Annotated in this window: 8 protein-coding genes; all 8 read left to right on the forward strand. The window is 68.5% G+C overall.

Annotated features, from left to right (window positions below; all coding sequences use genetic code 11):
* Positions 1 to 227: 227 nt before the first annotated feature.
* A complete protein-coding gene (gene pgi / locus BM252_RS04755; protein WP_093384385.1) occupies positions 228 to 1,877 on the forward strand; it encodes a glucose-6-phosphate isomerase in 1,650 nt (549 codons plus the stop codon).
* Between the two features lie 13 nt (positions 1,878 to 1,890).
* Positions 1,891 to 2,784, forward strand: a complete 894-nt coding sequence (locus BM252_RS04760; RefSeq protein ID WP_093384388.1) for an SMP-30/gluconolactonase/LRE family protein — start codon at positions 1,891 to 1,893, stop codon at positions 2,782 to 2,784.
* Between the two features lie 256 nt (positions 2,785 to 3,040).
* Entirely contained in the window at positions 3,041 to 4,513 is a 1,473-nt protein-coding gene (gene zwf / locus BM252_RS04765) for a glucose-6-phosphate dehydrogenase (RefSeq protein ID WP_093384390.1), read from the forward strand.
* Complete coding sequence (locus BM252_RS04770) at positions 4,513 to 5,367, forward strand: SIS domain-containing protein (RefSeq protein ID WP_093384393.1); 855 nt, start codon at positions 4,513 to 4,515, stop codon at positions 5,365 to 5,367. Before zwf ends, BM252_RS04770 begins: the two co-directional genes overlap by 1 nt.
* Before the next feature lie 278 nt (positions 5,368 to 5,645).
* Positions 5,646 to 6,581 (forward strand): transaldolase, encoded by a 936-nt coding sequence (gene tal / locus BM252_RS04775; RefSeq protein WP_093384396.1) that lies wholly within the window; start codon positions 5,646 to 5,648, stop codon positions 6,579 to 6,581.
* Positions 6,582 to 6,825: 244 nt separating this feature from the next.
* Positions 6,826 to 8,079 carry an efflux RND transporter periplasmic adaptor subunit gene (locus BM252_RS04780; protein WP_093384398.1) on the forward strand — a complete coding sequence of 418 codons (1,254 nt, stop codon included), beginning with the start codon at positions 6,826 to 6,828 and terminating at the stop codon, positions 8,077 to 8,079.
* A 15-nt stretch (positions 8,080 to 8,094) separates the two neighbouring features.
* Complete coding sequence (locus tag BM252_RS04785; protein WP_093384401.1) at positions 8,095 to 11,247, forward strand: efflux RND transporter permease subunit; 3,153 nt, start codon at positions 8,095 to 8,097, stop codon at positions 11,245 to 11,247.
* An 82-nt stretch (positions 11,248 to 11,329) separates the two neighbouring features.
* Complete coding sequence (locus BM252_RS04790) at positions 11,330 to 12,721, forward strand: efflux transporter outer membrane subunit (protein ID WP_093385130.1); 1,392 nt, start codon at positions 11,330 to 11,332, stop codon at positions 12,719 to 12,721.
* The last annotated feature ends 142 nt before the right edge of the window (positions 12,722 to 12,863 follow it).

Raw genomic sequence — 12,863 nt, forward strand, 5'->3', positions numbered from 1 at the left:
ATCTTTTATTGCGCATAAAGCCCAATTAGTGGCAAGAAACGCAACACGGATTGCCAACCAGATATACCTCCAGCCCATGGTGGCACAGGGATTTCGTCAAACTGTAGTGAATTTACCTGTTTTTCATGTATTATCGAATAATATGATCGTCCTGGCGCCGCATGAGCTGTGTTTCGGCATGCGCGCCGGCCTCCATCCACCCCGCTATTCCAACGCCGCCGACCATTATGCGCCAGCCCGCCATCACCGCCACCGCCAGTTTCCAGGCCCTCGAATCCCACGCCGTCGACGCCAAGCACTGGCAGATGCGCCAGTTGTTCGCCGCCGATCCGCAGCGCTTTCCCAAGCTGACGGTCGACGCGGCCGGCCTGTTCCTCGACTATTCGAAGAACCGCGTCGACGCCACCACCGTCGGGCTGCTGCTCGACTTGGCGCGCGAACGCGGCGTCGAAGCGCAACGCGACGCCATGTTCGCCGGCGAGAAAATCAATCTTACCGAACATCGCGCGGTGCTGCACACGGCGCTGCGTCTGCCGCGCGACAAGGCGCTGGTGGTCGACGGCCAGGACGTCGTCGCCGATGTCCACGCCGTGCTCGAGCACATGCGCGACTTCAGCGACCGGGTGCGCAGCGGCGCCTGGCTGGGCCACAGCGGCAAGCCGATCACCGACGTCGTCAACATCGGCATCGGCGGCTCCGACCTGGGACCGAAGATGGTCTGCCTGGCGCTGCGCTCCTACGCCCACCCGCGCTTGAAGATGCACTTCGTCTCCAACGTCGACGGCCACGACATGGACGCCGTGCTGGAACAGGTCGACCCGGCCACCACCCTGTTCATCGTCGCCTCCAAGACCTTCGTCACCGCCGAGACCATGCTCAACGCGCAGACCGCGCGCAGCTGGTTCCTGCGCCACGCCAAGGAGGACGACCTGGCGCGCCACTTCGTCGCCGTCTCCACCAACACCGAGGCGGTCAAGGCCTTCGGCATCGACCCGGTCAACATGTTCCCGTTCTGGGACTGGGTCGGCGGCCGCTACTCGGTCTGGTCGTCGATCGGCCTGGCCGTCGCGCTGTCGGTCGGCTTCGGCTACTTCAACGACTTCCTGGCCGGCGCCCACGCCATGGACGAGCACTTCCGCGTAGCGCCGCTGGAGCAGAACATGCCGGTGCTGCTGGCCATGGTCGGTTTTTGGAACCGCCAGTTCCTCGGCTGCTCCTCGCTGTCGATCGCGCCCTACCACCAGGACCTGAACCGCTTCCCGGCCTACCTGCAGCAGCTCGACATGGAGAGCAACGGCAAGCGCGTCACCAAGGGCGGCGTCCCGGTCGACGTGCCGACCTGCCCGGTGGTGTGGGGCGAGTGCGGCACCAACGCGCAGCACGCCTACTTCCAGCTGCTGCACCAGGGCAGCGACGTGACGCCGATCGACTTCATCGCCGCGCTGCGCCCGACCCACGACCTGCCCGGCCACCACGACTCGCTGCTGGCCAACTGCTTCGCCCAGTCCGAGGCCTTCATGACCGGCAAGACCGGCGACGAGGTGCGCGCCGACCTGCGCGCGCAAGGCCTCGGCGAGGTGGAAGCCGAGGCGCTGGTGCCGCACAAGACCTTCCCCGGCAACCGCCCCAGCAACACCATCCTGATGGACCAATTGACGCCGCCGCTGCTGGGCGCGTTGATCGCGCTGTACGAGCACAAGACCTTCGTCCAGGGCGTGCTGTGGGACGTCAACAGCTTCGACCAGTGGGGCGTGGAACTGGGCAAGGTACTGGCCAAGAACATCCACCACGAACTGACCGGCGAGATCGCGCCCGAGCGCCACGACAGCTCGACCAACGGCCTGATCATCATGGCCAAAGCGGCCCAGCACATTTAAACGAAGGCGCAACATGAGCAAGCACACCATCGAGACCGTCAGCGACAAGGCCATGCAGGTCGGCGAATGCCCGCTGTGGCACCCCGACGAACAGGCCCTGTACTGGGTCGACATCGAAGGCTTCGCCGTGCACCGGCTGGACCCGGCCAGCGGCGAGCGGCGCGAATGGAAGATGTCCAGCGAGCCGTCGGCGCTGGCGCGCAGCGAACAGGGCGGCCTGGTGGTGGCGCTGCGCCGCGGCTTGGTCCACCTGAACACCGAGACCGGCGCACTGAGCGACATCGCCGCCGCGCCCTACGACACCGCCACCACCCGCTTCAACGACGGCCGCGCCGACGCCGCCGGCCGCTTCTGGGTCGGCACCATCTTCGAGCCGCGCGACCGCCAGGGCGCCGAGATGTTCGTGCTGGAACGGGGCCAGATCCGCAAGGTCTGGTCGGGCGGCATGACGGTCTCCAACGGCCTCGGTTTCAGCCCTGACCAGCGCACGCTCTACCACGCCGACACCACCGCGCACCGCGTCACCCGCTACGCCTTCGACCTGGCCGGCGGCACCGTGGCGGACCAGCAGTTGGTCAAGCAGTTCTCCACCGACAAGGCGAACAACTACGGCGGCCGTCCCGACGGCGCCGCCGTCGACAGCGAGGGCAACTACTGGTGCGCCATGTTCGAGGGCGGCCGCGTGCTCAAGCTGTCGCCCGAGGGCGAGATCCTCGACGAGATCGCCCTGCCCGTGCGCTGCCCGACCATGCTGGCCTTCGGCGGCGCCGACCTGCGCACCCTGTATATCACCAGCGCCAGCTACAAGCGCTCGGCCGAGGAGCTGGCGCAGTACCCGCTCAGCGGCCGCGTGCTGTCGGTGCAAGTTGATGTTGCGGGCCGCGCCGAACCGGCCTACATTGAATGAATCGTGGCCTGAAGCCGGCGCGCCGGTGACGCCCGCAGCACCCCGAAGCCAACCCGGGGTCAGACTCCCCGCCTTGGCGCCGAACGGGGTCTGACCCCGGCTTTGCGGGGTTGGGTGTCGCCAGCAGCACCGCTCAATCAAGCAACGCCCCGCACCATTTTGTAGTAAATTTTCTTGCCTTACCCGTATTCATGTAGTAAATTTACACCACCCCTAGTAGCACTCCTCCGGCACCCACTTACTGCGATTTCATATTATGGCTCTTACCGATTTTGACCTGGTTCTGTTTGGCGGCAGCGGCGATCTGGCGATGCGCAAACTACTGCCCGCGATGTACGCGCGCGACGTCGCCAACGACCTGCCACCGACCTCCCGCATCATCTGCGTGGGCCGCCAGGACTGCTGCCAGGAAGACTTCCTAAAAACCGTCGAGGCCACCTCTCGACCGCACATCAAGGCGCCGGCCGTCACGCCGGCCGCCTGGGCCAAGTTCACCGCCCGCATCGTCTACGTTTCGCTCAACGCCACCGACGCCGGCAGCTACGCGCCGCTGGTCGAGGCGCTGCGCGGCGACCCGGCGCTGACCCGCGTCTACTACCTGGCCACGCCGCCGCACCTGTTCGCGCAGATCTGCGACAACCTGGCCGCCAACGAGCTGGTCACGCCGAACTCGCGCGTGGTGCTGGAAAAACCGCTGGGCCGCGACCTGGCCTCGGCCAAGCAGATCAACGCCGAGGTGGGCAAGGTGTTCGCCGAGTCGCAGATCTACCGTATCGACCACTACCTGGGCAAGGAGACCGTGCAGAACCTGCTGGCCCTGCGCTTCGGTAACATCCTGTTCGAGCCGCTGTGGCGCCGCGAGTGGATCTCCGACGTGCAGATCACCATCGCCGAAAAGCTCGGCGTCGGCAACCGCATGGGCTACTACGACACCTCCGGCGCGCTGCGCGACATGCTGCAGAACCACCTGCTGCAACTGCTGTGTATCGTCGCCATGGAACCGCCCACCTCGATCGCGCCGGACGCCGTGCGCGACGCCAAGCTGCAGGTGCTGCGTTCGCTCAAGAAGTTCACCCCGACCACGCTGGCGCAGAACATCGTGCGCGGCCAGTACCGCGCCGGCCACGTCGACGGCCAGGCCGTGCCGAGCTACCGCGACGAGCCGGACGCGCCGGAACACTCGCGCACCGAGACCTTCGTCGCCATGAAGGCGGAGATCGACACCTGGCGCTGGGCCGGCGTGCCGTTCTACCTGCGCACCGGCAAACGCATGGCCGACAGCCTGGCCGAGATCGTCGTGCGCTTCAAGCAGATCCCCCATTCGATCTTCAACCAGCCGACCTCGAGCTTCCAGCCGAACTCGCTGGTGATCCGCCTGCAGCCCGACGAGGGCCTGCGCATGAACCTGATGGCCAAGACGCCGGGCGACGGCATGCGCCTCAAGCCGGCCGAGCTGGAACTGGACTTCCGCGAGTCGTTCAAATCGCCGCGCATGGACGCCTACGAGCGCCTGCTGCTCGACGTGCTGCGCGGCCAGCTGACCCTGTTCATGCGCGGCGACGAGCTGGAGGCGGCGTGGGAATGGGTCGAACCGATCCTGACCAACTGGGAGCAGGACGACAGCATGCCGATCCCGTACACCGCCGGCACCTGGGGCCCGGCCGCCGCCAGCGCGCTGATCGGCCGCGACGGCCTGCAGTGGCGCGAAGAAGCCCTGCCGGAGGACTGATGCTACTCGACTCGATCCGCACCCAGCTCGACTCGCTCTCCAAGTCGGAGAAGAAGGTCGCGCAGGCGGTGCTGGAGCATCCCGACCTGATCGTCAGCCAGAACATCACGGCGCTGGCCAAGAGCGCCCAGGTGTCCGAGCCGACGGTGGTGCGCTTTTGCCGCACCCTGGGCTACGACGGCTGGCACGAGTTCAAGCTCAAGCTGGCGCAGGGCCTGGCCCTGGCCCTGCCCGGCCTGAACGAGCAGCCGGCGCAGGACGACCTGGCGGCCGACCTGGTCAACAAGATCTGCAGCCGCTCGATCAACACCCTGCTCGACCTGCGCAACAACCTCAACGCCGAGGCGGTGCAGCAGGCGCTCGACATCCTGTCGCGCGCCAACAAGATCGAGTTCTACGGCCAGGGCACCTCGGGCATCGTCGCCGCCGACGCCCAGCACAAGTTCTTCCGCTCCGGCGTGCCGACGGTGGCCTACGCCGACCCGGCCATCCACAGCATCGCCGCCGCCCTGCTGCGCGCCGGCGACGCCGTGGTGGCCATCTCGCAGCGCGGCAACAGCCCGGCGCTGGTGCGCTCGGTCAAGCTGGCGCGCCGTGGCGGCGCCGACGTCATCGTGCTGGCGCCGTCGGGCACGCCGCTGGCCGACATGGCCACCGTGCTGATCCCCATCGACCTGATCTTCAACACCGACCCGTACACGCCGATCTCGGCGCGGCTGGCCTACCTGGTGGTGATCGACGTGCTGGCGGTCGGCCTGGCGCTGCAACGCGGCCCCGAGTTCCGCAAGAAGATGCAGAACGCCCAGAAGGCGCTGCAAGAGTTCGACCTGCAGTTCGATTCCTTCATCGGCTAGGCCGGGCGCACGACATGCCATGCGCGTCCGCGCCGGCCACCGCAGCGCGCCGGTGGGCGACGCCGGGCGCGGCCGGAACTTCCCCCCGCTCCTAGCACGCTCCTAGCACGCTCCTAGCCGAACAACTGATACGGATTTGCGCAAATTTGCGCAAATCCGGTCGATTCCCCTATCCGCCACGGCAGCCGCGCGTTTGTGCCCCCGTTTGCCGGACAATCAGCTAAGATAATAAAACCAACATCGAAAAAGTCAGCTCACCCACCCATTTGGCCCCGCACATGAACCAACTCGAACAGCTCAAGAAATTCACCACCGTCGTCGCCGACACCGGCGACTTCCAGTCGATCAAGGCCTACACGCCGCGCGACGCCACCACCAATCCCTCGCTGATCCTGAAGGCGGTGCAAAAGGACGAGTACAAGCCGCTGCTGGCCAAGGCCGTGCGCGACAATCCCGACGCCTCCACCGGCGACGTCATCGACCACCTGCTGATCGCTTTCGGCGGCGAGATCCTGAAAATCGTCTCCGGCCGCGTCTCGACCGAGATCGACGCCCGCCTGTCCTTCGACACCGACGGTTCGGTGGCCAAGGCGCGCGAACTGATCCACCTGTACGAAACGGCAGGCTTCGACCGCGAGCGCGTGCTCATCAAGATGCCCGCCACCTGGGAGGGCATCCGCGCCGCCGAAATCCTGGAGAAGGAGTGCATCCACTGCAATATGACGCTGCTGTTCTCGCTGAGCCAGGCGATCGCCTGCGCCGAAGCGGGCGCCCAGCTGATCTCGCCCTTCGTCGGCCGCATCTTCGACTGGTACAAAAAATCCACCGGCATCGACTACGTCGGCGCCGACGACCCGGGCGTGCAGTCGGTCAAGCGCATCTACAACTACTACCGCAAGTTCGGCTACAAGACCGAGGTGATGGGCGCCAGCTTCCGCAACACCGGCCAGATCCTCGAACTGGCCGGTTGCGACCTGCTCACCATCAGCCCCGAGCTGCTGCAACAGCTGGCCGACAGCGACGCCCCGGTCGGGCGCAAGCTCAGCGCCGACGCCGCCCCCGCCGCCAGCATGGTCAAGATGTCGCTCGACGAGAAGGCCTTCCGCTTCATGCTCAACGAGGACCAGATGGCCACCGAGAAGCTGTCCGAGGGCATCCGCGCCTTCTGCGCCGACTCCGGCAAGCTGAAACAGATCATCTCGGCGATGCGCTGACGCGTCCCGGGCGCCGGCCGCGTGACGGCCGGCGCCACGCAACACGGGCGGGAGCGCGGCGGCAACGCCGCCCTCCCGCTTTTTTCATGGTCGGCCGCCGCAACCGTTTGCGCGGCCGGAAATGCGGTCAATTGACGTACAAAACGTTACATTTAAGCCTGTACTACAATGTTGCAACCTTAGCCCGCACGCACCCCGTCGCGGACCAAGCACGTTCAACAACACTACTTTTTACGAGACTTCCATGAGATCAGTTCCTCGTTACACGGCCGTTGCCGCCGCCGCCCTGACCCTCGCGCTGCTCGCCGCCTGCGGCGACAAGGCCGCCAACGGCGCCGCCGGCGGCCCGCCGCCTCCCGCCACCGTTGCCGTCATCACCGTCGCCCCCGCCGCCGTCACCCTGAGCGCCGAACTGCCCGGCCGCGTCGAGGCCTCGCGCATCGCCCAGGTGCGCGCGCGCACCGCCGGCATCGTGCTGCAGCGCGCCTTCAAGGAGGGCGGCGAGGTCAAGGCCGGCGAGGTGCTGTTCCGCATCGACCCGGCCAGCTTCCAGGCCAGCTACGACAGCGCCCAGGCGGCCGTCGCCAAGGCCGAGGCCAACCTGGCCCAGGCCGAGTTGAAGGTCAAGCGCTACAAGCCGCTGCTGGCCGCCCAGGCGGTCAGCCAGCAGGAGTACGACGACGCCGTCACCGCGCAGAAGCAGGGCGCCGCCGACCTGGCCACCGCCAAGGCGGCGCGGCAGAACGCCGGCCTGACCCTGGGCTACGCCACCGTCACCGCGCCGATCTCCGGGCGCATCGGCCGCGCCCTGGTCACCGAGGGCGCGCTGGTCGGCCAGGGCGAGGCCACCGCGCTGGCCGTGGTGCAGCAGCTCGATCCGATCTACGTCAACGTCACCCAGTCGTCCACCGAGCTGCTGCGCCTGCGCCAGCAACTGGCCAGCGGCAAGCTGAAAAGCGCCGGCGCCGACCAGGCCAAGGTCACCCTGGTGACCGAGGACGGCCAGGTCTACCCGCACGCCGGCAAGCTGCTGTTCGCCGACGTCTCGGTCGACGAAAGCTCCGGCGCCGTTTCGCTGCGCGCCGAGTTCCCCAATCCGAACCGCACCCTGCTGCCCGGCATGTACGTGCGCGCCCGCCTCGACCAGGGCGTCAGCGAGGCCGCCATCGTGGTGCCGCAGCAGGCCGTGGTGCGCGGCGCCGACGGCGCCTCGGTGATGCTGGTCGGCGCCGACAACAAGGTCGCGCCGCGCCCGGTCAAGGCCGACACCGCGCAGGGCCAGAACTGGATCGTCACTTCCGGCCTGCAGGGCGGCGAGCGCATCATCGTCGAGGGCTTCCAGAAGGCCAAGCCGGGCGCGCTGGTCAAGCCGGTGCCGTGGGCCGGTCACGCCGCCGCCGGCGCAGCTTCGGCATCGGCATCGGCCCCGCCAGCCTCCGCCCCGGCCGCCCCGTCGCCGCCGGCCGCCTCGGCAGCGGCAGCCGCCGCGTCCAAATAACCCCAGGGAGTCCAGATGGCCAAGTTTTTCATCGACCGCCCCGTGTTCGCCTGGGTGATCGCCTTATTCATTCTGCTCGGCGGCGCGCTGGCGCTCACGGTTCTTCCGGTGGCCCAGTACCCGACCATCGCGCCGCCATCGATCGTGGTGACGGCCAACTATCCGGGCGCCACCGCCCAGGTGCTCGACGACGCCGTCACCAGCGTGATCGAGCAGGAAATGAACGGTGCCGACGGCCTGCAATACGTCGAATCGCAGAGCGAGGCGAACGGCGCCGTCACCATCACCGTCACCTTCCAGCCGGGCACCAACCCGGACCTGGCGGCGGTCGACGTGCAGAACCGCATCAAGCGGGTCGAGTCGCGCCTGCCGGCCGCCGTCACCCAGCAGGGCGTGCAGGTCAACAAGGCGCGCTCGAACATCCTGATGTTCGTCGGCCTGTCCTCCACCGACGGCCGGCTCGACCCGACCGCGCTGGGCGACTACCTGGCGCGCAACGTGGTCAACGAGATCAAGCGCCTGCCCGGCGTCGGCCAGGCCCAGTTGTTCGGCACCGAGCGCGCCATGCGCGTCTGGATCGACCCGGCCAAGCTGGTCGGCCTGAAGATGACCATGGCCGACGTCACCGCCGCCATCAAGGCGCAGAACACCCAGGTCACCTCGGGCACGCTGGGCGACCTGCCCAGCCCGGCGCAGCAGTCCTACTCGGCGCCCATCGTCGTCACCGGCCAGCTGTCCTCGCCGGCCGAGTTTGCCAAGGTGGTGCTGCGCTCCAACCCCAACGGCTCGCTGGTGCGCCTGGCCGACGTCGCCCGCGTCGAGATGGGCGGCGCCAGCTACGGCATCAGCGCGCGCCTGAACGGCGCGCCGTTCTCGGCCATCGCCGTGCAGCTGTCGCTGACCGGCAACGCGCTGCAAACGGCCACCGCCGTGCGCAGCAAGATGGACGAGCTGGCCAAGTACTTCCCGCCCGGCGTCAAATACACCATCCCCTACGACACCTCGCTGTTCGTCAAGATCTCCATCGAGGAGGTGGTCAAGACCCTGTTCGAGGCGGTGCTGTTGGTGTTCCTGGTGATGTACCTGTTCCTGCAGAACTTCCGCTACACGCTGATCCCGACCATCGTCGTGCCGATCGCCCTGATGGGCACCTTCGCCGCGATGCAGCTGTTCGGCTTCTCGATCAACGTGCTGACCATGTTCGGCATGGTGCTGGCGATCGGCATCCTGGTCGACGACGCCATCGTCGTGGTCGAGAACGTCGAGCGCATCATGAGCGAGGAAGGCCTGTCGCCGCGCGACGCGACGCGCAAGGCGATGTCGCAGATCACCGGCGCGATCATCGGCATCACCCTGGTGCTGATCGCCGTGTTCATCCCGATGGCCTTCTTCGGCGGCGCCGTCGGCGCCATCTACCGCCAGTTCTCGCTGGCGATGGTGTCGGCCATGGTGTTCTCGGCGCTGATGGCGCTGACCCTGACGCCGGCCCTGTGCGCCACCATCCTCAAGCCGGTCGAGGCCGGCCACCACCACGAGAAGCGCGGCTTCTTCGGCTGGTTCAACCGCCGCTTCGCCGCCACCGCCACCGGCTACCAGGGCGTGATCGCCAAGATGCTGACCCGCACCGGCCGCTACCTGCTGATCTTCGCCGCCATCCTCGGCATCGTCGCCTGGCTGTACGCCCGCCTGCCCTCGTCCTTCCTGCCCAACGAGGACCAGGGCTACCTGGTGACCAACGTGCAGCTGCCGGCCGGCGCCTCGACCAGCCGCACCGCCGAGGTGCTGAGCAAGGTCGACGCCTACTTCCGCCAGCAGCCCGGCGTGGCCCGCACCATCGCCGTGGCCGGCTTCAGCTTCTCCGGCAACGGCCAGAACGCCGGCCTGGTGTTCGTGCCGCTGAAGGACTGGAAGGAGCGCGACGCCGAGCACTCGGCCACGGCCATCGCCCAGCGCGCCTTCGGCGCCCTGTCGGGCATCCCGGACGCCATCGTCTACCCGCTCAGCCCGCCGCCGATCCGCGAGCTGGGCAACGCCACCGGCATCACCGCCCGCCTGCAGGACCGCAGCGGCCTGGGCCACGCCGCCCTGGTCGAGGCGCGCAACCAGCTGCTCGGCATGGCCGGCAAGTCGCCCATCCTCAAGGGCCTGCGCCCGGAGGGCCTGGAGGACGCGCCGCAGCTGCAGCTCGACATCGACCGCGACAAGGCCAACGCGCTCGGCGTCGCCTTCGCCGACATCAACAGCATGCTCTCGATCTCGCTCGGCTCGAGCTACGTCAACGACTTCGCCAGCAGCGGCCGGCAACAGCGCGTCATCGTCCAGGCCGACGCGCCGCGCCGCCTGCAGCCGGCCGACATCCTGCAACTGAACGTGCGCAGCAGCAGCGGCGCCATGGTGCCCTTCTCGTCCTTCGCCAGCTCGCGCTGGATCACCGGTCCGGTGCAACTGGTGCGCTACAACGGCTACCCGGCCATCAAGCTGACCGGCGACGCCGCGCCCGGCCGCAGCACCGGCGAGGCCATGGCCGAGCTGGAACGCCTGGCCGGCCAGCTGCCGCCCGGCTTCGGCATCGAATGGACCGGCCAATCGCTGGAGGAAAAAACCTCCGGCTCGCAGGCGCCGGCGCTGTTCGCGCTGTCGCTGCTGGCCGCCTTCCTGGTGCTGGCCGCGCTGTACGAGAGCGAGTCGATCCCGGTGGCGGTGCTGCTGGTGGTGCCGCTCGGCGTGCTCGGCGCGCTGCTCGGCGCCACCATCCGCGGCCTGCCCAACGACGTCTACTTCAAGGTCGGCCTGATCGCCATCATCGGCCTGTCGGCCAAGAACGCGATCCTGATCATCGAGTTCGCCAAGGACCTGCAGGCCCAGGGCATGGGCCTGGTCGAGGCGACGCTGCAGGCGGTGCACCTGCGCTTCCGGCCGATCATCATGACCTCGCTGGCCTTCATCCTCGGCGTGCTGCCGCTGGTGGTGGCCAGCGGCGCCGGCTCGGCCAGCCAGCGCGCCATCGGCACCGGCGTGATGGGCGGCATGATCACCGCCACCGTGCTGGCGGTGTTCCTGGTGCCGGTGTTCTTCGTCGTGATCCGTAAAATATTCAAGGGCAGCGAGCGCCAGCGCCGCCTGGCCGCACATGAGCTGGACCTGCCAGCGGAGAAAAAACATGACTAAACCCGGCTTCGAGACCCCCACGCCGGCGCCGGCGCAAACCCACGGCGGCCGCGCCGCGCCGCGCGCCGCCCTGCTGGCCGCAATGCTGGCCGTCGGCCTGCTATCGGCCTGCTCGCTGGCGCCGACCTACCAGCGCCCCGAGGCGCCGGTGGCCGCCGCCTTCCCCGGCAATGGCAGCGGCAGCGGCGCCAGCGCCGCCAACAACGGCGCCGCCGCCGTCGACACCGGCTGGCGCGACTACTTCGCCGACGAGCGCCTGCTCCAGTTGATCGCCGCCGCGCTCGAGCACAACCGCGACCTGCGCACCGCCGCGCTGCGCATCGAGGAGGCGCGCGCCGCCTACAACGTGCAGTCGGCCGACCGCCTGCCCAGCGTCAACGCCAACCTGGCCGACACCAAGTCGAAAACGCCGGCCTTCCTGGCCCAGGGCGGCCAGCAAAGCATCGGCAAGCGCTACGACGCCGGCCTGGCCATCTCCTCCTTCGAGCTGGACTTCTTCGGCCGCGTCAAGAGCCTGAACGATGCCGCGCTGGCACAGTACCTGGCCAGCGACGAGGCGCGCCAGGCGGCGCAGATCAGCCTGGTGGCCGAGGTGGCCAAGGCCTACTACACCGAGCGCGCCTACGCCGAGCAGTACGCGCTGGCGCAGCAGAGCTACGAGGCGCGCCGCCGCACCTACGGCTTGACGCAGCAGCGCGCCGAGGTGGGCGCCTCGTCGCGCCTCGACCTGCGCTCCAACGAAACGCTGATGGAAACGGCCCGCGTCGCCGCGCTGACCCTGGCGCGGCAACGCGCCCAGGCCGAGAACGCGCTGACCCTGCTGGTCGGCCAGCCGCCGGCCGGCCCGGCATCCGGCGCCATGGCCGGCGACGCCGCCATCGACGCGATGAGCGCGCTGCCGGCCGGCCTGCCGTCCGACCTGCTGGCGCGGCGGCCCGACATCCGCGCCGCCGAGCAGCGCCTGAAGGCGGCCAACGCCAACATCGGCGCGGCGCGCGCCGCCTTCTTCCCGCGCGTCAGCCTGACCGCCGCCTTGGGCAGCAGCAGCCCGTCGCTGGGCGGCCTGTTCGACGCCGGCTCGGGCAGCTGGTCGTTCGCCCCGCAGCTGCTGCTGCCGATCTTCGACGGCGGGCGCAACCGCGCCAACCTGACGCTGAGCGAGGTGCGCAAGAACCTCGCCGTGGCCGACTACGAGAAGACCATCCAGAGCGCCTTCCGCGAGGTGGCCGACGCGCTGGCCGCGCGCGACTACCTGGGCGAGCAGGTGGCGGCGCAGCGCGCCGTGCGGCTGGCCCAGGCCGACCGCCTGGCGCTGCTGCAACTGCGCTTCGACAACGGCGTGGCCAGCTCGCTCGACGTGCTCGACGCCCAGCGCGAGCTGTTCGGCGCCGAGCAGTCGCTGGTGCAGGCGCGCCTGCTGCGCACCACCGGCGCCATCGACCTGTACCGCACCCTCGGCGGCGGCCTGAAGTAAGGCCGGCGGTCCCTTCCTGCGGGAGGGGGCCGCACACTCCAGGCGCCCAAGGAATGGCAAGGTCGCAAGCCGGAGCTATTCGTTAAATGCACCTACGATCAAACGGGACTGGACACCTGGAAATGCAAACGGCGCCCGTAAC

This window comes from Rugamonas rubra (assembly GCF_900114705.1).
Classification (GTDB): domain Bacteria; phylum Pseudomonadota; class Gammaproteobacteria; order Burkholderiales; family Burkholderiaceae_D; genus Rugamonas; species Rugamonas rubra.

Bases quoted from the DNA above. Each gene is read 5' to 3' on its own strand.
- BM252_RS04780 (WP_093384398.1), top strand. From the start codon at position 6,826: ATGAGATCAGTTCCTCGTTACACGGCCGTTGCCGCCGCCGCCCTGACC.
- BM252_RS04770 (WP_093384393.1), top strand. From the start codon at position 4,513: ATGCTACTCGACTCGATCCGCACCCAGCTCGACTCGCTCTCCAAGTCG.
- BM252_RS04760 (WP_093384388.1), top strand. From the start codon at position 1,891: ATGAGCAAGCACACCATCGAGACCGTCAGCGACAAGGCCATGCAGGTC.
- pgi (WP_093384385.1), top strand. From the start codon at position 228: ATGCGCCAGCCCGCCATCACCGCCACCGCCAGTTTCCAGGCCCTCGAA.
- BM252_RS04785 (WP_093384401.1), top strand. From the start codon at position 8,095: ATGGCCAAGTTTTTCATCGACCGCCCCGTGTTCGCCTGGGTGATCGCC.
- BM252_RS04790 (WP_093385130.1), top strand. From the start codon at position 11,330: ATGCTGGCCGTCGGCCTGCTATCGGCCTGCTCGCTGGCGCCGACCTAC.
- zwf (WP_093384390.1), top strand. From the start codon at position 3,041: ATGGCTCTTACCGATTTTGACCTGGTTCTGTTTGGCGGCAGCGGCGAT.
- tal (WP_093384396.1), top strand. From the start codon at position 5,646: ATGAACCAACTCGAACAGCTCAAGAAATTCACCACCGTCGTCGCCGAC.